Source organism: Bacteroidota bacterium (assembly GCA_034439655.1).
GTDB lineage: Bacteria > Bacteroidota > Bacteroidia > UKL13-3 > UKL13-3 > CANJUD01.
Genome location: JAWXAU010000141.1, coordinates 1 through 19,780, shown reverse-complemented (window position 1 = coordinate 19,780; position 19,780 = coordinate 1). Strand labels below are relative to the sequence as shown.

The window sequence follows — 19,780 nt, the reverse complement described above, 5'->3', positions numbered from 1 at the left end:
TTATTGTTTCTTAAATAAGCAAATTCCTTAATTTTGCACAGTATCTCAAATACGCAAACCCTAATAAGAAACCATGTCAGAATTTCAACTCATTATGCCCAAGATGGGCGAAAGCATAGCCGAGGCCACCATAATCCGTTGGCTTAAAAACGAAGGCGATACCATAGCTGCCGATGAAAGTGTGCTCGAAATAGCTACCGATAAAGTTGATAGCGAAGTACCCACACCCAAAGGTGGGGTGTTGCTCAAAAAATTATATAATGAGAACGATGTGGTGGCTGTGGGTCAGGCCATCGCTATTATTGGTATTGAAGCAGGTGCAACGCAAACCGCTCCTCCTCCGATTGCTGCTGCTCCAGAGCCAGCACCCGAACCAGTAGCTGTAATAGAAAAACAGATGGAACATGCCGCACAAACGGTGAAACCAGTTGCAGCCGCACAAGGAAATCGCTTCTATAGCCCGCTTGTATTGAACATAGCCCGCAGCGAAAATATATCGATGAGCGAATTGGACCAGATTGCTGGCACAGGTAATGAGGGTCGTGTAACCAAACGCGATATCATGGCCTTTATCAATGGTGGTCGCAAACTTTCGGCTCCTGCTGCCACACCAGCCGCGGCTTCGCCTGAAGTGAAAGTTGAAACTACGCAAACTGACACTAAACAAGCTAGTCCGCAAGTTTCACAACCTGCTGAGCAAAAAATACCTACTGCTAAAACCGAGACCTCAAATTCGAAAATTGCTTTGATGCCCGGCGATGAAATTATAGAAATGGACCGCATGCGTAAACTTATTGCCGACCACATGGTGATGAGTCTGGCAACGAGCCCACATGTAACTAGCTTTGTGGAGGCCGATGTGACCAACCTAGTTATGTGGCGTGAAAAGCATAAGACAGCTTTTGAAAAGCGTGAAGGCGAAAAAATAACTTTTACTCCTTGTTTTATTGAGGCAGTTACAAAAGCTATCAAAGATTTTCCCATGATTAATGTATCGGTTGATGGGAATCAAATTATTAAACGCAAATCAATTAATATAGGAATGGCTGCAGCACTTCCTACAGGAAATTTAATAGTTCCCGTTATTCGCAATGCTGATCAATTAAATTTGTTTGGCCTGACAAAAGCAGTAAATGACTTAGCAAACAGAGCTCGACAAAATAAATTAAGTCCTGATGATATACAAGGTGGAACATTTACTATAACAAATGTGGGTGGTTTTGGCAACTTGATGGGAACACCTATAATCAATCAACCACAAGTAGCAATTTTGGCGACAGGAAGTATTAAAAAGAAGCCTGCGGTAATGGAAACTGAATATGGAGATACCATAGCAATCCGCCACATGATGTTCTTGTCATTAAGCTATGACCACCGTGTAGTGGACGGTTCATTGGGAGGAACTTTTTTGCGTCGCATAGCAGATTATTTAGAGCAATGGGACGTGAACAGAGAAGTATAGTGCGGGCATTATACATCATAATTTCTATTTGTTGTTTGCAGAGTTTTGCAAAAGCACAAGCTATTGCAGACAATACCAATTATGTACAACCCTATTTAAACCAGGATACTTTACTTGGTTTTTTATCGTCTCATATTATATATCCTCAGGAGGCCAAAACAAAAAATATTGGTGGCACTGTAAAGGTACAATTTATCGTAGAAACGGATGGCAGTATCAGTAATATAAAAGCTTTGAATGAAATACCCTATTTAACTGTGGAAGCACTACGCGTAGTGGCTATTTTGCCTAGATTTAATCCGGGAACTTCAGCCGGAAAAGTGGTAAGAATGATGATGGTTTTACCTATTAATTTTTCCTTAGAATAATATATAATGACGACACAAAACTATAAAAACCACCGAGCAAAATACAGCGGTATACATTTGTATTTAATTCTATTAATACTTGTTATTTTATTTTCATCCTTATTTAGTTTGGGATATAGAATATGCCACGATGAAAAACTATATACATCTTTACATTTAATTGGAATCTCTATTGCATTTATTGGTTTGTATTGGCATTATAATAGAGTTACAATTAAACTACAAAATCGAATCATCAAACAGGAATTAAATTTCAGACATTATATATTATTTGGAACAACATTAGACCCAAACCTGAGTATGGGACAAATTGTAGCTTTGCGTTTTGCATCGGATGGGGAATTGCAAAGTTTGATTGAAAAAACCTTGAAAGAAAATCTTAAAAATAGTCAGATAAAAAAGGAAATTAAAAATTGGGTAGGGGATTACGATAGAGTATAAAGTACTTGGTACCAGCTTTCACTGACTTGTTTATAAAAAATATATTATATTAGATACCAATTAATAAAAATTTGATCTAAATCTTTATACTGTTATACTTACTACTTTATACCAGCTACCTGATACTTGCGGTTTGATAACAAAACATAAAATCTTTATACTATATACTTTCTACTTTATACTACATTTATGACCACATTAGAACAAAGTATTTACGACCTCATCGTACAAACGAGTACCAACCTTCCCAGCGATGTGCGAAGAAGCATGGTAAAAGCACATAACAGCGAATTGCAAGGAACAAAGGCAGGCATTGCACTAGACACGATTACAAAAAATATTGATATGGCTTGCAGCGATGTGGGTCCAATATGCCAAGATACTGGAATGCCCACTTTTGAGGTAAAAACGCCAGTAGGTTTCGACCAGATTATTTTAGAAGAAATTATATTATTGATGGTGGCCAAAGCTACCAAGGATGGAAAACTTCGTACCAATTCTGTTGACCCCATTGATGGAAGTAATACAGGAAATAATATTGGCCCTGGCACACCTGTTATACATTTTCACCAACACCGAAATGATTATATAGATATACGTTTGATATTGAAAGGTGGTGGATGCGAAAATAAAAATATACAATATTCTTTGCCCAGCGAATTGGAACATTTGGGAAAAGCTGGGCGTGATATTGATGGTATACGAAAATGTATTATGCATGCAGTGTGGCAGGCCCAAGGGCAAGGTTGTTCTGCGGGCTTTATAGGTGTAGGAATAGGTGGTGATAGAACAAGCGGTTATGCACTTGCCAAAGAACAACTATTTAGAAATGTAGATGATGAAAATCCAGATCCTGTTTTACGTGATTTGGAAAACTATATAATGAACAATGCCGATAAATTAAAAATTGGCACGATGGGTTTTGGTGGATTGGTAACTTTGCTAGGTTGCAAAATTGGAAAGTATAATAGATTGCCTGCGTCGTTTTTTGTAAGCGTAGCGTATAACTGTTGGGCTTATCGCCGCTTGGGAATTAAAATAAATGCAGAAACAGGAAGTATTATAAATTGGCTTTATCGTGATGCTGATGAGCCTAAACAAATGTATCATGAACCACAAGGTGAAGAAACCTCGCAAGTGCGTGTGCATAGTTTAACACCGCCTATTAGCGAAGAACAGGTGCGTGCAATAAAAGCAGGCGATGTGGTAGAACTGAATGGTATTATATATACAGGTCGCGACGCAATGCACCATTACATGTTAGAGCATGATGCACCTTACGATTTGCATGGAGCGGTGATATATCATTGTGGTCCTGTAATAAACCAAGATGCGGCTGGAAAGTGGAAAATTACGGCTGCCGGTCCTACTACGAGTATACGCGAAGAACCCTATCAAGGAACTATATTGAAAAAAACAGGAGCTAGGGTAGTGATGGGTAAAGGCGGTATGGGTCCAAAAACTTTGCAAGCTTGTCAAGAACACGGAGCTATATATTTGAATGCGATAGGCGGTGCTGCCCAATATTATGCCCGTTGTATTAAAGATGTAATTGATGGGCATTGCTTGCAATTCGGTACACCGGAAGCTATGTGGCAATTGGAGGTAGAAGGTTTCAGAGCGATATGCACGATGGATAGCCATGGTACTTCTTTGCACAAAGATGTATTGGTCGATAGTGGAAAAGAATTGGAACAGTTTGCCGCTAAAGTTTTTTGATAAACACGTACAACTAAAAATTACGCTGCTGCGTTATAATATATATATTGAAAAAGTTAGCACATATATTTGTTATCATAGTTTCACTCTTTGGTTTGGCTCATTCCCATATATACGCCCAAGAGAAAAAACCCATGAAACGACCCAATAGAGCTGTAACTTATAATTTTCAGTATACACCTTTGAAACCCATGGGAGAGATGGGAAAAAAATTCGGGCTAATGAATGCCATTGGATTTGGGATGGGCTATAAATCGAACAATCGCTGGCAATTTGGAGTATTTGGTCGGTTTATGTTTGGCAATAGCGTAACTATGGTAAACCCCTTGCAATATATAAATACCATCGACGGGGATATAATAAATGCCGATGGTAGTTTAATACAACCCCGCTACTATTCCAGAGGCTTGCAAATAATGGCTGAGGCGGGAAAAATATTTTTGCTCAATAAAAAAAGAAATACAGGCACAGGCATATTGCTAACTTTTGGTGCTGGTTATATACATCACAAACTTCGTTTGGAAATTCCTGGAGAAGGTGCACCGCAACTTTACCCCGACTATAAACATGGATATGATAGATTCCATAGTGGGCTGTGCATAAGTCAGTATATAGCATATCAGTACATGGATCCTAGAAATAGAACCGTGAACTTTCAAATAGGATTGGAATTGAACGAGGCATTTACGGTGAACCGTCGTGGGTTTAATTATGACGAAAGACAGTATGATACCAAAACCAAACTTGATTATTTCCCCGCAATGAGGTTCTGTTGGTTTATTCCGCAATACCTAAAAGGATTTACTGACGATGATGGGTATAGGTGGAAGTAGGATAAACCAATTTTCATTATTTTATTTTCAAAAAACCTTGTCTTGTCCTCCGTTGTTGTCGCTTTGCAAAGAGTGTACTAATACCATTTCTTAAACTATAATAGTTCTCCGCCTGAGACGGATTAGTTTGTAGAATGGTAATGCCGAACTACATCCCGAAAGAATTCGGGATTAGTCCCTTTCTTTTGGACCATTAACCCGTATTATTCTAGGTCAAAGTTGGGAGAACGTCGAAAACGGGTATTTTAATAAAGCAAAAAAGCCCATCAAGTAAAACTTAACAGGCTTTTTCAAAATTATTATATAATTACTTCGCGGGAGCAGCAGGAGGTTGTGCATCTGGAGGAGTTGGCATGCTCTCAAGGGCATCTTTTACTTTATTGTCAAAACCTTGGCTTTGATCGGGTTTGCTAAAGCTAGTACCCAAGCAAATAATGAAGATGCCAATAGCGACACCCCAAGTTATTTTTTCTATGAGGTCGCTGGTACGTTGCACACCCACTATTTGTTGTGGGAAATTGAAGTTGGCAGCGATGCCTCCTCCTTTAGGGTTTTGTATTAACACCGCCAATATTAATATGAGGGCGATGATGATAAGTATAATGCATAAAAAAGTGAACATATTATTCTAAATTATTGTCGGTTTTAATCTTTTTAATTTGGGTTGCAAATATGGTGAATTTTTCTGGGAATTTCAAACTTAATTTTTCATAAATTTTTAGGGCCTTCAAATAGTTTCCTTGTTTCAGAGCTATTTTTGCAAGTGTTTCAGTAACAAGGTTTTCATCAGGCTCTAAGCTTTTCTTTGCAGCCTTCGATGGATTGTAGAACTCGGTTTTGGGTCGACTGATGGTAGGGTTGGAGGTAATGAACTTTTCCAGAATATCGTCCGAGAAAGTTCGTTTTGGTACTTCGATAGGCAGCTCATTGGCCGTTGGCGTGCTTGGCTGAGTGAGTTCTGTCTTTGCAAGTGAAAGCATCGTTAGTCCTTCAAAATTTTCTGCAGCTTTGCTAGGTATTATATAACTGGTTTCTGGTTGTTTAAATATATTTGCCCCTACCCTATCGCCAAGGAATACACTGGTATCGGATGATGCAGTTTGCTTGAGCCATTCGCTGAATGCTCTTTCAGCAAGTGGTGGTTCAATAACCGTTTCTGTGGTATTGAGTCGGTCTGATATAATAACTTCTTCAAAAATAACTTCCTCGGTAAGCTTATCTTCGATAACAATTTCTTCGATTATTGTATCTGAAATAACTGTTTTCTCTTCGATGATGGTTTCCTCAATAAAGGTATCTGTAATAACCGTATCAGCATCGCTGATTTCTTGGGTGATGGTTTCGGTAATATATATCACACCTGCAGGCAATTCAGGTTCAACAGTCTCGGCTGGTGTTTCTTCTGCCCTATCGAGATCTTCAGCAGCTATTGGCGTTTCTTTTTGTTCCGTAGTTTCTATCTCATTACTATCTGACTCCGTATCAATAGCAGTATTTATAGTTTCTTCGGCTACTGCTGCAGAAACTTCAATTACCTCTTCCATTATTTCTATAGACTCTTCCTCAACAGTAACAGGTGTTTCCACAGTTTTTTCAATTACGGGGAAAGCAATCTCTTCTATCATTACGCGTTTGCCAGCCGATTTTAATAAACTATATAATAATGATCTGTTTGGAGCATAAAGGGCAGCCAACTTTAATTGCTTCTCAAAAGAATAATTGTCCTGGTTTTTCAAACATTTGGCCAATAGTAAATGAGCCGCCTGAAAGTACGGATAATCCTTGATAAGTCCTCGCAATTGCACTTCATCGTGCAAGTTAAGGTTATCGGGATATTGTGTGTATTGATAGAATTGCCAAGAGTTCACTATTGAATTATTAAATGAGGTTTTCCGCCGGGGCGGAGAATGATTTTTTAGTTGTAAGTTGTTGGTTGTACCCTTCCCCGCCGCCGCGGGCCGCCCAGGGCTGCAACTTGCAACTTTATTCGACTACAAATTTTACTGTTTTGAGAATATCGTTATTATATAATTGCAACATATATACACCTTTTGAAAAGCCTTGCAAATCTATAGTATTCAGGGTGCCTTTAATACTTTTTCTTATAATTTCTTTGCCTTGCAAATCCACTATTGAAAGACTGAAATTATTGGTATTGTTAGTTGTTTGAATATATAATATATCTTTTGCAGGGTTAGGATATACGCTCATTTCAATTGAATTTTCGATTTTTGAAATCCCTGTATTTAGTTTAATTTCTCCACTTATTCCCAGGCTTTGGTTATAGTAACTTCCCGATGGTGTTTCTTCCAAAAGCACGGCACGTACCATATATGCATTGTTGCCGTTTTTAGGGGTGATATCGGTATAAGAAATACCTGTAGCTGGGCTAGTGGTGAGTTGTTTATACATCCCCAATAAACTGTCGGCACGGTATATATGATAACCAATCACACGTTTATCAGGCGATGCTTTCCAGCTCATTTCTGCCTGCTGCCCATTGGCACTAGCCTTTACTGCAAGTTGCGAAGCGGGTTGCAAATACTGCATTCTGAGTGAGGGGTCGCCCATTAATGATACATGTACAAAACCATTCCCAAATGAATAACCATTTGAATACGTTCCAGTATTGTTCATAGCAAGGTTAGCCGAGAAACCAATATTATTGCCCAAGGCCATGTGGTGAAATTGCCACCAAGGGCGGCCTGCCCATACATTGGTAAGTATAGTAGAATATGGCGAGGCCAATGGCCCACGAAGAAAACTGTTGGTTACATCCCAGTCGCCAAAGTAGCTACCGAACAACATGGAAAAGGTGCCAAGTATGGTATCATATTTAAAACTGTCTTGGTTACCTACTCCGCTTGCTCCTTGATACCAACCACCGCCTGTGCCATAGCTCCATAGGTAAGGATGTGTTTTCATCGAATTAAAATATTTGCCATTACTGTAATTGTTAAGTCCGATGAGGGGAGCAAAGTTTCTCCAAGCATTGGCTGCAAAGGCTTCTCCACCAAAGTATCCAAAGTTGTCATCAATAACGCCATACATCTCTGGTTTGGTATTTCCCATTTTAAAATTGTGCGATTTCTGTAAATATTTTTGAGTGAGTTCGGTTTCGCTTTCACTGAAAATATTAAAATCGCCAAGGTAAACTCGGCCTACTTGCAGCTCCACTTGGCCCGGAAATGCACTATAGTCGAACTTGCCATCTTTGGGTATATTTCTGTTTTCTGCACGGCTCGCAATGCTGTTGTTCACACTAAGGTCGGGCCAGTATTGATCCATGTCGCCATAATATCCATCGGCAGGCCAAGCACCCACGTGGTCGGAGTGCCCGTCGGGATTTATATTGCCTGAATAAGGGATGGGCACATGCCCCAATAAGTATATGGCTTTGAGGTCGGCACTATAGAGTGTCCATATGTCATCGAGCAGGGTTTTGATAGAATCTACTTTACCGTTGCTAGGCACATTAAGGCGATGAACAAACCATCCATCGGCCACTAAATCGCTTACTAAATCGGCCACTTCATTGCTTAGCGATGCGGCCATTTGTTTCTCGCAGATCAATACCATACGGCCACGATAACCCACAGCGGGAATGTGCATACCGGCATTGATAAATCCAACACCATTAACGCCGCTTGTAGTGGTTTTCACCACTTTGTATTCATAGGCAGTACCTACCGCTATATTGGTGTCGAGGTATGAGATATCGGTTTTTTTCAAAGTCTTTATTTTACTAAATCCACCTGAGGTATTTACTTTGTATACCACATAGCTTGTGCAATTAGAGTCGGGCCACCATTGTAAATTAATACTATGCTTGGCCGAGTCAGTAATAGCATTAAGTTCAACAGAAACATCTCTGGAAAGTTGTGCAAATGATACTGCTTGAATAAAGAGAATGGAAAATAGTAAAGGTATTTTTTTCATTTTAAATTATTTTGGAGTTTGCAAATATAATTAATAAGTAGCTCCAAAACTAAGTAATGCTTGTTCGAAAACTCCTCTTTTTCGTTACGCTTATTAAAAAAATGGGCATTTATAAGAATAAACTCTCATGTTTTTTAACTTCCTCCGCCTGCTGGCGGAGTCAAAAGAGAAGCTTTCAATCCAAACACTGGTTAAGTATGAAAAATATATCCGTAAGATGATAACAACTACGTGATTGGTTTTTAGCGTAACAATTTTTTCAAGTACACTTTGGCTCCCTTTCTTATATTTGCACTCAATTTTTTAAATTTTATTCCGCAATATGATGATTGACAATTCAGCACAACACAGGGCATTAGAGCAGTTCCCAAACCAAATTCAATATGTATTGGATAATTACAAACCGCATGGACTACAAGTTTCGCAGTTCTCCAATGTTATTATTGCTGGCCTCGGTGGCAGCGGCATAGGAGGCAGGCTCATCAAAGCTTATGTGGCAGCTAAATTCCCGTTACCTATTGAATGTGTGAGCGAATACGGTTTGCCTGCTTATGCCAATAAAAGCACTTTGCTCATTTTGGCATCATACTCTGGCAATACAGAAGAAACACTAGCAATGTATGCCGATGGCAAGACCAAAGGTTGTCACATGTTGGTAGTGGCATCAGGTGGTAAAATTGTAGAATTGGCCGAAGCAGATGGTGTTCACTATAATATTATACAGTCAGGTTTTCAACCACGAATGGCCCTAGGTTATTCACTTACCGTGCAGGTGAAAATTTTTGCTGAGTTGATGGGAGAAAATCCTGATGAAAGCCTGCAAGCACTGGTAGAAAAGACAAGTGATAAAACACCCTATTTAGAAACTGCAGAAGATATTTTTGAAGCCATTAAAAAGCACCTCGATAAAAAGATTATTATAGTAACGGATGCACAATTTGAAGCGGTGGGAATTAGGTTTGCACAGCAGGTGCAGGAGAATGCCAAAGCTGAAGCATTTGTGCATGTACTGCCCGAAGCCAACCACAATGTGATAGAAACATATTATGGTCAGGTTGCTTCGGTATTTATATTTATACATTCGCAAGAAAATGAACGGACCGAAAACCGTTTCGATTTCCTAAATTCCTTACTCGAAGTAGAGTATCATAAAGTGGTGCATGTAGCGGTGGTCGATTTTCACTTGGCAGCTATATACGAAACAATATTCCGCCTCGATTGGTTATCGCTCCTTATAGCAGATTATAAACAAGTGGATTCGATGAATGTGCCCAATATAGCATCATTGAAAGAATTCTTAGAACATTGTTAAACAGGCTTTTTTATTTCAGAAAAGTAAGACAATATATCGGGCAGATATTGAGCCCGCAAGAATTTGCTGAGTATAACCGTGTTAATAGGCTCGTAATTTTTGGAATATTTTTAGATGCCACAGTTCTCGCATTTGTGGTTCCCCTCTTATCTGTTTTAGCTTCGGGCGAGAATATAGCTCTTCATCATTATTGGGGGCGTTTATATAATTGGCTTGCCCTACAAAACCAACAATCATTTATATTAATTTTGGTGGTGGTACTTCTTATATTATTTATGGCAAAAAACATATTGGGCATTATTATCAATAATAAGCAAGCCAAGCTTGCCCATCAAATTGCAGGGAAGTTGAGTGAGAGGATGTTTGGACATTATTATAGTCACAATTTTCAACAACTTAAACAGCATGAAACGGCAAAATTGATTACCCGAATCATGTTTGTGCCCTCCGCATTTGCCAGTGGTATTTTATTGCCTTATGGTATATTGATTAGTGAGTTACTATTGATGTGTATTATTATAATAGCATTGGCCTTATTCAAACCGTATTTATTTTTGCTTATTGGTTTCACTTTAGGGCCTGTGATGTACTTGATTTATCGAATGCTTAAAAACCGTATGCACCTCATGGGCACGGAGAGAAACGAGGCTTCAACCAATGCGTATGATAAATTGAGTGAAGCTTTTTCGGGTTGGCAAGAAGCAGCCTTATTAGGCAAAGAAAAATTCTTTTTCAAAAACTATTTTCAAAATCAAGAAAAAGTAAATACGAATGACGCAGCTTTATTTACGTATTCATCCGTCCCACATCGTATCGTTGAAATTGCTGCATTGATGGGCTTGGTTTTGATTATTATATCATCTATGTTAGCAGGTTTTGGCACCAATCGTTTATTATATCATTTGGGGTTGTTTACTGCTGCGGCTTTTAGGTTAATACCATCCATTAATCGCATATCTTCTTCATTGCTCAAATTAAAAAATTACCATTACACTATTGAAGAGTTATTGCCTTATAGGACGATAGAGAAAAACAACCACGCCAATATTGAATCGTTTGAAACTATAGAATTGCAAAACGTATCTTTTATATATAATGAATCGGATACTGAGGTAATCAATAGTTTTAATTTACAAATAAACAAAGGTGATATAATAGGAATTACAGGGCCATCTGGTTGCGGTAAATCTACCCTGTTGCAAGTAATAGCAGGAATATATAAACCGACAGCTGGCAAAATATTGTATAATAACAATGAAGATATATATAAGGATGGATTATTATATCAAACTATTGCAATAGCCAAGCAAGATACGTTTGTATATAATGGTTCACTGATTGAAAATATCACGCTTAGTCACCAACCCAATGATGCAGAAATGCTGCGGGCGAGCAAATTAATTGACCTGTTAAAACTGCAAGATTTGAGTAATGAATTAAGCAAGCGAGCTAATATGAAAGCTGGGGAGATGGGAAACAGGCTAAGCGGCGGACAGAAGCAAAGATTATCCTTGGCAAGAGCATTATATAATAAACCGCATATATTATTATTGGACGAAGCCACCAATGCTTTGGACAAGGAAACCGAAAAAGATATATTAGATTATCTGAAAGAATTAAACGAAACCGAGCAATTGACTATGATATTGGTTTCGCATCATAAGGAAGTTTTGGAGATGGCAAAAAAGATTGTAGGGATAAGGAGTAAGGAATAAGGGCCATACGGCAGCAGGAGTCAGCATCCTTACTCCTAGTTCCTCTTGCAATGCCCCCTTACTCCTTACTCTTTTTATCCTTAGTCCTTCGTGCTTCACGTAAAGTATACAAATAAAAATCTTCTACTTTTTGTCTGGCCCAAGGCGTGGTGCGAAGGAATTTTAAACTGGAATTGATGCTAGGATTTTTAATAAAGCTATTGATACTTACACGGACTGCAAGTTCTTCCCAACCATAAGTTTCAACTAAATATTCTAATATAGTTTGTAGTGTTATTCCATGAAGCGGGTTGTTCTTTTGTTGTGCCATAAAAACTATATATTATAGGTTTTCAACATCATCTAAATCTTTAGATCGACCTAATAATTTTTTCTCTTCAATTAAAGTGTTTTTATGTAATACTTTAATTATAATATCTTCTAAATTGAAATTGCTTGCCGAGGATAAGCATTCATCAAATTGCTCTTGCTTTATTGATTTTAAATCAGCCATCAGGTATATATAAAAACCATTGTTAAGCATAATTTCAGAATATCCAGCCAATAGCGGCATTATCATCAAAGATTCTAAATTTTCTACACCTACGTCTCCAAATGCTTGTATTAATTTTTTACGATTCTCTTCTGTGTCTTTTAACCATAAATCTAAATCACCGGTAGCTCTCGGATGTCTATAATAGTTTACTGCAAACCCTCCAACGAGTATGTATTCTACTTTACGAATATAAAGTGCTTTTAAGAAAGCAAATACATCATTACTGAAAATATCCATTAATGCTTATTAAATATAACTCCTTTCCCTTGAGGTTCTTTCAAGGGTTTACATCCATTAAATATATAACTTACTTCCAATACCTGCATCATTAACTTAAACTTTTCATTACCTGAAAGTTTATTATATGCGTCGTTTCGTGCTTTGTTTTTAGAATCCATGATTATATATAGGTATTTGCAAATATACGGTATAATAATATATATTAATCCAACTTCAGCACCGCCATAAATGCCGATTGTGGTATCTCAACACTGCCTACCATTTTCATCCTTTTCTTTCCTTCTTTTTGTTTTTCGAGCAGCTTGCGTTTACGACTTATATCACCACCATAACATTTTGCAGTTACATCTTTACGCATGGCTTTTATGGTTTCACGGGCAATCACTTTAGCACCAATACTTGCTTGTATGGGTATCTCGAATTGGTGCATGGGAATTAGTTCTTTTAGTTTTTCGCAAATTCTTTTGCCCCAATCGTAAGCACGGTCGCGATGTATTACTGCTGATAAAGCATCCACCACCTCTTTGTTCATTAATATATCTAATTTCACCATATCACTTTCACGGTAACCAATAGGACTATAATCGAAGCTGGCATATCCTTTACTAATGGTTTTTAGTTTGTCGAAAAAGTCAAAAACCACTTCGGCCAATGGCATTTCAAAGTTCATTTCTACTCGATCGGTAGTGAGGTATGATTGATTTTTTATCAGTCCGCGTTTATTAATACAAAGCGTCATTACTGCCCCAACAAAATCGGACTTTGTAATTATTTGTGCATTGATGAATGGTTCTTCCACATGAAGCATTCTGCTAGGATCAGGGAGGTCACTTGGATTATTTACCACAATCATTTCACCCTTGGTTAAGAACGCATGATAACTCACGTTTGGCACTGTGGTAATTACCGTCATACCAAATTCGCGTTCCAGTCTTTCTTGTATAATTTCCATGTGCAGCATTCCTAAAAATCCGCAACGGAAACCAAAGCCCAAAGCTGCTGAACTCTCAGGTTCGAAAGTGAGCGAGGCATCATTCAATTGCAATTTATACATCGCCTCACGCAACTCTTCAAAATCATCTGTATCTATAGGATATATACCTGCAAATACCATGGGTTTTACATCTTCAAAACCTTGTATTCCTTCTAAACACGGGTTGTCTACCTGTGTAAGCGTATCCCCTACTTTCACTTCGCGGGCTTCTTTAATTCCTGATATAATATATCCCACATCGCCTGCAAATATTTCTTGACGTGGTTCTTTTTCTAACCGCAAAACACCAATCTCATCTGCGAAATATTCTTTGCCTGTTGCGATAAATTTAACTCTATCGCCTTTTTTAATTGAGCCATCGGTAACTTTAAAGTATGCTATGATACCTCGGAATGAATTAAAAACTGAATCAAATATCAAAGCTTTCAAAGGTTTTTTCACATCACCTCCGGGAGCTTTTACACGTTTAATAATTGCTGACAGTATTTCCTCAATTCCAATTCCTGTTTTTCCACTTGCATGTATTATAGTATCAGGGTCTACGCCCAGGAGGTCAACTATTTGCTCGGTTACATCTTCTATCATGGCACCCGGCAAATCTATTTTATTGAGGACAGGAATAATTTCCAAATCATTTTCCAACGCCAAATATAAATTTGAAATAGTTTGAGCTTGGATTCCCTGTGCTGCATCAACAATTAGCAAGGCACCTTCGCAGGCAGCAATGGAGCGACTCACTTCATAACTAAAATCTACGTGGCCTGGGGTGTCGATTAAATTCAGTACATATTTTTCGCCTTCGAAAATATAATCCATTTGTATGGCATGACTCTTAATAGTAATGCCACGCTCACGCTCAATGTCCATATCGTCGAGCAACTGGGCCTGCATGTCGCGTTTCAAAACGGTTTTGGTAAATTCGAGCAAGCGGTCGGCAAGGGTACTCTTGCCGTGGTCAATATGTGCAATGATGCAAAAATTTCGGATATTCTTCATAAAATTCGCCGCAAAGATAAGCTATTATGCTCGCACGGTTGTCACCTTAACCTCCTGCACTTCTCCTTGATGAGTATTAGGAATATTATAGCAATCGTGGTATCACCTCGCTCTCATATCACACTGCTCAGGGAGTGAGACGATACTTTTCGGGGAATACTAAGATTGTTGATGTATTCCTCGGTTTTGTTTAATAGTATGAATGATGCAAAAGTGATAGTATTCCCCGAACATTACCATCCTTCGCCTCAAGGCGAAGGACAGGGGGGGGTGGTGGTGAAATGCTACAAACAAACCTCCCTAATTCTCTCCAAAACCTTATTTGTATTTTCTATCACTTCTTCGTTAGTGAAGCGAATAATCTTGAGTCCAAGTTTTTCTAATTCCATAGTTCTATTTTAATCCTTCTCGATTATATCTTTATTGTTATAATAGCGTCCATCAACTTCAATTCCTAAAGATTTTTCGTGGCAGTAAAAATCTAATATATAAATATTAATTGCATGTTGTCTGCGAAATTTCAATCCTAATATTTGTTTGTTCCTAATTTTTTGCCAAAGAATTTTCTCAGCTTCGGTGATGGTTTTTCTTAATGCTTTTGCCCTTTCGAATATAATAGGTGAAGCATTTTTTTTGAGAGCAAATTTGTAGAGATCTATTGGGTAATAATTTCATTTCACCGCCTTCAAAAACGCCGCCTCACTAAAATTTTCTTCACCAAAATCGCCCATCATATTGCCTTCGTTTAACACGGCAATGCGGGGCGGACTGCTATGTTTGCCTAGTTTGGGGAAGAATTCAGCAGCACCTATCATAGTATAAGGATGCGAACTGCCGCTAAATTTAAAAAATGCTGCAACTTCTTTATTTAGGTCTTCGCCTTTTGCATCAAGTTCGCTCCAAAATAATATATATATGGGTGGCATATTTGTTTTACTTGCAATAGCAGTCATTTTTTTTGCAATACCCATGCAATGGTCGCAGGAGGTATTGAATACGCAAACTATTTTTTTGCCCGAATTAATGTTTACTTTTTTACCACTAAACATTGTAAATTCAGAGAAATCAGACGCTACTCTTTTTAACTTGGGCTCATCATGTTTTATAATAGTATCCTCTTTAAATTTTTTTACTAAAGTATCATGCTTTATTTCTTTAACATCTTTATTTGTTGAATCTGTTGGTTTTTCATCTTCCAATTGAATAGCAGTTGGTGTGAGCAGATTTACATCACAGCAACAGTGGGCAGGATAACTTAAAAATATAGGAGCAGCAGCCACAATCATTATAATAAATGGATAACGATGTTTACTGTCGTTTTTGGCAGGTGTTTTAATATATAAAATAACAATTAATATCAGTGTGATGATGTTTTTGATGATGGCTTCTAAAGGGGTCATAGGAATCATTTGGCCCATGCATCCGCAGTTTCCGCTATTGCCTGCAATTGCAATTTGCCACGAAAGATGGATAATAAAAACCAATAGCATGCCCGCAGTAGTGGGTATAATAAATTTCTTAAAAAAGTGATTTTGCAGAAATGCTAGTCCCAAAAAGAGTTCAAAAGATATAATACTCCTAGCTAATATGGGGGCATTGCACCAATTGACAAAACCTAAATCGACCAATTGTTTTTCAAAAGCTTCAATAGGAAATAATTTGGTGATGGCCGAGAAAATAAAGAGGGTCGCGACGAGTATGCGTAGTGACCAATGAACAATAGGAGTATATTTCATATAAAACGATTTTGCAAATTTTATGCCTTGCAACTTGCAAATGTACAAAATTATAGGAATTTGAAATTAACAATTATCTTTGCCCAAGCATCAGGTACAAAAAAATAAAAATATGAAAGTCTATTTATTAACTTTTTTCGTGATTTCTTCAGCATTACTCAATGCCCAAGCTCCGAATCAAAACAAGATAAAAAAGGTAAAGCTGAGTAGTGTATATGTGCAATTTGGAGTTAAACCTTTATCACCTTCTTTAACTTCAGCAAGTGAATTTGAAAAACTTGCACCCAATCAAATATATTGAAAAACATTAACCAATCAGAATTATATAATAGTGCTTATTTTACTAATCCCGGAGGGTCTTTCGAAGCATTTATTTCAACTAGAATTAGAAATAAAAGCAAAACAGCATATAAGGAAAACCAGGAATTTAGAATAGGTTTTAGTAGTTTTGGAGCATTTACAAAAGCTATGAATGGGAGCAAAGAGCGTTCTCAAAGAGTTGATACGCTTAGTTCATCAAGTATTGGCGTATTATATATCGATTCTGTTACACGAACTAGCCATAACTTAAATTATAAAAATTCGCAGATACGAATAAATGGGTCTTATATATTTCGCACGGATACTAAAAGACGATTTAGTTTTTATACAGGGTTCGGTTTTGCGTTAGGTGTTTCAATTAATTCGTATACAACAATTAGAACCTCGGTGTATAGTATAAAACAGTCAAATCGGGCAGCAGTATATTATTATAATGGGATTAATGGATATTATTCCTATAAGGAGGAAGTATTTAAGAATAAAAACACTTTTAGCTCGGCGGTATATATACCCTTAGGATTAGATGTAAGACTTGGAAAATATAATGAATCAAAGGCAATGACGCATTTATATTTTGAGTTGAGGCCCAGTCTCGAAATGATTAAAATCCCTGAGTTGGGAACATCAACTTATGATGCCATGCAAGTGCCTATCGGTGTTAGGCTGGTTATATAATTTTAACAATTTTTAATTTCACCAATCATTCTCATTCATTTCCTACCTTTGCATCTAACAATGAAAAAAAATATTTATCTCTTTTTTGCTCTCTTGATTGTAGGGCAAGCCTTTGCACAGCAAAGACCAAAGTTGGTTGTAGGCATTGTGGTAGATCAAATGCGGTACGATTATTTGTATCGTTTTCAAAATAAATATGGAAAGGGTGGTTTCAAGAGATTACTCAATATGGGTTATTCATTCGAGCAATGTCATATAAATTATACGCCCACTTTCACGGCCCCTGGGCATGCTTGTATATATACAGGTACCACGCCCAGTATTAATGGTATTGTGGCCAACGATTGGTATGAGCGTAGCCTCAATGATACCATGTATTGTGTAGCCGATAGCAATGTAACTACGCTGGGCAGCATCAATAAAAAAGCGGGGAAAATGAGTCCCGTTAATTTATATAGTACTACTATGACCGACGAGCTGAGAATGGCTACCAACAAGCAAGGTAAGGTGGTTGCAGTATGCATCAAAGACCGCGGCAGTATATTGCCGGGTGGTCATCAACCTAATGGTGCTTATTGGTTCGATAACGAAAATGGAGCGTTTATTACCAGCACTTATTATACATGGTCATTGCCTGAATGGGTGACGAATTTTAATAATCAAAACTTGCCCGAAACATTGATTAATAAAGTGTGGGATACTTATTTCCCCATCAATACTTATACTGAAAGCACTGCCGACGATGTTGTATATGAAGCACCTTTAAGCAAGAAAGAAGAAAAGCCTGTGTTTCCGCATAAACTGGGCTTGATACGGAAAGATGGCTATGGTACTTTGCTTACAACCCCGTATGGAAATACGCTCCTAAAAGAGTTTGCTTTGGCAGCCTTGAAAAATGAAAATTTAGGAACCGATAGTATTGCTGATTTTTTGTCCATTAGTTTTAGCAGTACCGATTATGTGGGTCACCACTATGGAACTATGAGTATAGAATTGGAAGATACTTATATAAGATTGGACAGAGATATAGAAGAGATTTTGAATAAGCTCGATGCACAAGTAGGCAAAGGAAACTATCTCGTTTTCCTTACTGCCGACCATGGTGCCGCACATAATGTGCAATATATGAAAGACAGAAATATGCCCGCAGGTTTGTTTAACGACCGTGCTATGATGGATACTTTGAGAACCTATTTGGGTTATATGAATAACGAATTTGAAAAATGGGATTTTTATTATGAAAACCAACAAATATATCTCACAATTAACGATAATACTTTAAGCAAAAATGCCCCCTTGCCACCTGCGATGTACCCTTTTATGGATCGTTTGCAAAATATGGAAGGCGTTGATAAAGTATATACAGGCAGTATGATGAGTGAACCTTATACCAGCAATGCCCCCATGAGTTTAATACAAAAAGGATATAGATTCGAACGTTGCGGTGATATTATAATAAACCTAAAACCCGGATGGATGGAAATGCCCAGAAAGACAGGAACCACACACGGTTCGCCATACGATTATGATACCCATATTCCTTTTGTACTAATGGGTTGGGGCATCAAACATGGGCAAACCACTGAGCATGTAAATATGATAGACATTGCACCCACTATTTCATCACTTATTAAAATACCCAATCCAAGTGCTTGCACCGGGAAATCAGTATATAGATAAAAACATAAAACAAATTTGAAATAAAACTGTTTCAATAACACAATACCATTTGGAAAGTTTTAAACTTTCCAAATGGTATGAAGAAAAATAATAATTATTAAAAAAAAAAAATGTATCCAGAAATGCTCGTAGCACCTATGCGTGCTGAATTAACCCAAGTAGGTTTTACTGAACTTAAAACTCCTGAAGAGGTAATAACTCAGTTAGAAGACAACAAGGGCACTGCCCTGCTTATGATAAACTCCGTATGCGGATGTGCCGCAGGCACTGCCCGCCCGGGAGTGAGACTTGCCGTAGAAAACGGCAAACATTTGCCCAATAAATTACTAACCGTATTTGCAGGAATGGAAGGCGATGCTGTAAACAAAGCTAGGGAATATACCTTGCCTTATCCTCCTTCATCACCAGCTATTGCCTTGTTCAAAGATGGTGAGTTGGTGCATTTTATTGAGCGTCACCATATAGAAGGAAGAAGTGCTGAAATGATTGCCAATAATTTGATTGGTGCGTTTGAGCAGTATTGTTAAGTCCATGTGGGTGATTTAACGACTCTGCTAACGCCTGTACGAACGCATCGTTGGCAAATCTTTTAGATTTAATCCACCACAACTTTTTGCATCACATCCCCCACTAGTATTATATATAATCCCTTGGGCAAATGACTCACATTTATACTATATATATTCTCGCCTTTGGTAAAAGTATCCGCCGCGGCGGATACTTTTTTGCCGAGCATATCATAAAGTGCGATGCTCAAGTGCTGATGGTTGGTGGTCTCGAAAGCATTCGGGACAACCATGGGCATCCCGATAGC

20 protein-coding genes and 1 pseudogene are annotated in these 19,780 nt (G+C 37.9%); 11 read left to right on the top strand and 10 right to left on the bottom strand.

What is annotated here, in order from left to right:
* Positions 1-73 precede the first annotated feature (73 nt).
* The 5 genes from SGJ10_10145 to SGJ10_10125 all read left to right on the top strand — a co-directional run bounded on the left by SGJ10_10145 (position 74) and on the right by SGJ10_10125 (position 4,823).
* Positions 74-1,462, top strand: a complete 1,389-nt coding sequence (locus SGJ10_10145) for a dihydrolipoamide acetyltransferase family protein (protein ID MDZ4758478.1) — start codon at positions 74-76, stop codon at positions 1,460-1,462.
* Positions 1,438-1,830, top strand: a complete 393-nt coding sequence (locus tag SGJ10_10140; GenBank protein ID MDZ4758477.1) for an energy transducer TonB — start codon at positions 1,438-1,440, stop codon at positions 1,828-1,830. Before SGJ10_10145 ends, SGJ10_10140 begins: the two co-directional genes overlap by 25 nt.
* A gap of 6 nt (positions 1,831-1,836) precedes the next feature.
* Positions 1,837-2,271, top strand: coding sequence for a DUF6526 family protein (locus SGJ10_10135; protein ID MDZ4758476.1), 435 nt, complete (start codon positions 1,837-1,839; stop codon positions 2,269-2,271).
* Positions 2,272-2,460: 189 nt separating this feature from the next.
* Positions 2,461-3,990: a FumA C-terminus/TtdB family hydratase beta subunit gene (locus SGJ10_10130; GenBank protein ID MDZ4758475.1), complete on the top strand. Its 1,530-nt coding sequence runs from the start codon at positions 2,461-2,463 to the stop codon at positions 3,988-3,990.
* A gap of 47 nt (positions 3,991-4,037) precedes the next feature.
* A complete protein-coding gene (locus SGJ10_10125; protein MDZ4758474.1) occupies positions 4,038-4,823 on the top strand; it encodes a hypothetical protein in 786 nt (261 codons plus the stop codon).
* A gap of 307 nt (positions 4,824-5,130) precedes the next feature.
* Here the strand turns inward: SGJ10_10125 and secG are convergent, their stop codons facing one another.
* The 3 genes from secG to SGJ10_10110 form a co-directional block, all read right to left on the bottom strand.
* A complete protein-coding gene (secG, locus tag SGJ10_10120; protein ID MDZ4758473.1) occupies positions 5,131-5,445 on the bottom strand; it encodes a preprotein translocase subunit SecG in 315 nt (104 codons plus the stop codon).
* A 1-nt stretch (position 5,446) separates the two neighbouring features.
* A complete protein-coding gene (locus SGJ10_10115; protein ID MDZ4758472.1) occupies positions 5,447-6,691 on the bottom strand; it encodes a hypothetical protein in 1,245 nt (414 codons plus the stop codon).
* Positions 6,692-6,806: 115 nt separating this feature from the next.
* The gene (locus SGJ10_10110) at positions 6,807-8,762 is read right to left on the bottom strand and encodes a T9SS type A sorting domain-containing protein (GenBank protein MDZ4758471.1); all 1,956 of its coding nucleotides are present in this window, start codon (positions 8,760-8,762) and stop codon (positions 6,807-6,809) included.
* A gap of 322 nt (positions 8,763-9,084) precedes the next feature.
* Between SGJ10_10110 and SGJ10_10105 the strand changes: the two genes are divergently transcribed.
* Entirely contained in the window at positions 9,085-10,074 is a 990-nt protein-coding gene (locus tag SGJ10_10105) for an SIS domain-containing protein (GenBank protein ID MDZ4758470.1), read from the top strand.
* Between the two features lie 47 nt (positions 10,075-10,121).
* Positions 10,122-11,789: an ABC transporter ATP-binding protein gene (locus SGJ10_10100; protein MDZ4758469.1), complete on the top strand. Its 1,668-nt coding sequence runs from the start codon at positions 10,122-10,124 to the stop codon at positions 11,787-11,789.
* Positions 11,790-11,847: 58 nt separating this feature from the next.
* On the opposite strand, the gene SGJ10_10095 is transcribed toward SGJ10_10100, so the two are convergent.
* The 6 genes and pseudogenes from SGJ10_10095 to SGJ10_10070 form a co-directional block, all read right to left on the bottom strand.
* Positions 11,848-12,099, bottom strand: coding sequence for a VF530 family protein (locus tag SGJ10_10095; protein ID MDZ4758468.1), 252 nt, complete (start codon positions 12,097-12,099; stop codon positions 11,848-11,850).
* Positions 12,100-12,111: 12 nt separating this feature from the next.
* Positions 12,112-12,561, bottom strand: coding sequence for a hypothetical protein (locus SGJ10_10090; GenBank protein MDZ4758467.1), 450 nt, complete (start codon positions 12,559-12,561; stop codon positions 12,112-12,114).
* Positions 12,561-12,722, bottom strand: a complete 162-nt coding sequence (locus SGJ10_10085) for a hypothetical protein (protein ID MDZ4758466.1) — start codon at positions 12,720-12,722, stop codon at positions 12,561-12,563. Before SGJ10_10085 ends, SGJ10_10090 begins: the two co-directional genes overlap by 1 nt.
* 44 nt (positions 12,723-12,766) lie before the next feature.
* The gene (lepA, locus tag SGJ10_10080; protein ID MDZ4758465.1) at positions 12,767-14,554 is read right to left on the bottom strand and encodes a translation elongation factor 4; all 1,788 of its coding nucleotides are present in this window, start codon (positions 14,552-14,554) and stop codon (positions 12,767-12,769) included.
* A gap of 284 nt (positions 14,555-14,838) precedes the next feature.
* Positions 14,839-15,168: pseudogene (locus tag SGJ10_10075) on the bottom strand (endonuclease domain-containing protein).
* Between the two features lie 57 nt (positions 15,169-15,225).
* The gene (locus SGJ10_10070; GenBank protein ID MDZ4758464.1) at positions 15,226-16,290 is read right to left on the bottom strand and encodes a DoxX family protein; all 1,065 of its coding nucleotides are present in this window, start codon (positions 16,288-16,290) and stop codon (positions 15,226-15,228) included.
* Between the two features lie 112 nt (positions 16,291-16,402).
* Between SGJ10_10070 and SGJ10_10065 the strand changes: the two genes are divergently transcribed.
* From SGJ10_10065 to SGJ10_10050, 4 genes are all read left to right on the top strand, one after another.
* Positions 16,403-16,591: a hypothetical protein gene (locus SGJ10_10065; protein ID MDZ4758463.1), complete on the top strand. Its 189-nt coding sequence runs from the start codon at positions 16,403-16,405 to the stop codon at positions 16,589-16,591.
* Positions 16,588-17,286 (top strand): hypothetical protein, encoded by a 699-nt coding sequence (locus tag SGJ10_10060; GenBank protein ID MDZ4758462.1) that lies wholly within the window; start codon positions 16,588-16,590, stop codon positions 17,284-17,286. The genes SGJ10_10065 and SGJ10_10060 overlap by 4 nt, the downstream gene beginning before the upstream one ends.
* 60 nt (positions 17,287-17,346) lie before the next feature.
* Entirely contained in the window at positions 17,347-18,966 is a 1,620-nt protein-coding gene (gene pafA, locus SGJ10_10055) for an alkaline phosphatase PafA (protein MDZ4758461.1), read from the top strand.
* Positions 18,967-19,076: 110 nt separating this feature from the next.
* On the top strand, positions 19,077-19,493 hold the full coding sequence (locus tag SGJ10_10050) for a BrxA/BrxB family bacilliredoxin (GenBank protein MDZ4758460.1): 417 nt from the start codon (positions 19,077-19,079) through the stop codon (positions 19,491-19,493).
* 68 nt (positions 19,494-19,561) lie between these two features.
* On the opposite strand, the gene SGJ10_10045 is transcribed toward SGJ10_10050, so the two are convergent.
* Positions 19,562-19,780 (bottom strand): T9SS type A sorting domain-containing protein (locus SGJ10_10045; protein ID MDZ4758459.1); only part of this gene is annotated, 219 nt, incomplete at its 5' end.

Bases quoted from the DNA above. Each gene is read 5' to 3' on its own strand.
- SGJ10_10145 (MDZ4758478.1), top strand. From the start codon at position 74: ATGTCAGAATTTCAACTCATTATGCCCAAGATGGGCGAAAGCATAGCC.
- SGJ10_10140 (MDZ4758477.1), top strand. From the start codon at position 1,438: ATGGGACGTGAACAGAGAAGTATAGTGCGGGCATTATACATCATAATT.
- SGJ10_10135 (MDZ4758476.1), top strand. From the start codon at position 1,837: ATGACGACACAAAACTATAAAAACCACCGAGCAAAATACAGCGGTATA.
- SGJ10_10130 (MDZ4758475.1), top strand. From the start codon at position 2,461: ATGACCACATTAGAACAAAGTATTTACGACCTCATCGTACAAACGAGT.
- secG (MDZ4758473.1), bottom strand. From the start codon at position 5,445: ATGTTCACTTTTTTATGCATTATACTTATCATCATCGCCCTCATATTA.
- SGJ10_10110 (MDZ4758471.1), bottom strand. From the start codon at position 8,762: ATGAAAAAAATACCTTTACTATTTTCCATTCTCTTTATTCAAGCAGTA.
- SGJ10_10105 (MDZ4758470.1), top strand. From the start codon at position 9,085: ATGATGATTGACAATTCAGCACAACACAGGGCATTAGAGCAGTTCCCA.
- SGJ10_10095 (MDZ4758468.1), bottom strand. From the start codon at position 12,099: ATGGCACAACAAAAGAACAACCCGCTTCATGGAATAACACTACAAACT.
- SGJ10_10090 (MDZ4758467.1), bottom strand. From the start codon at position 12,561: ATGGATATTTTCAGTAATGATGTATTTGCTTTCTTAAAAGCACTTTAT.
- SGJ10_10085 (MDZ4758466.1), bottom strand. From the start codon at position 12,722: ATGGATTCTAAAAACAAAGCACGAAACGACGCATATAATAAACTTTCA.
- lepA (MDZ4758465.1), bottom strand. From the start codon at position 14,554: ATGAAGAATATCCGAAATTTTTGCATCATTGCACATATTGACCACGGC.
- SGJ10_10070 (MDZ4758464.1), bottom strand. From the start codon at position 16,290: ATGAAATATACTCCTATTGTTCATTGGTCACTACGCATACTCGTCGCG.
- SGJ10_10065 (MDZ4758463.1), top strand. From the start codon at position 16,403: ATGAAAGTCTATTTATTAACTTTTTTCGTGATTTCTTCAGCATTACTC.
- pafA (MDZ4758461.1), top strand. From the start codon at position 17,347: ATGAAAAAAAATATTTATCTCTTTTTTGCTCTCTTGATTGTAGGGCAA.
- SGJ10_10050 (MDZ4758460.1), top strand. From the start codon at position 19,077: ATGTATCCAGAAATGCTCGTAGCACCTATGCGTGCTGAATTAACCCAA.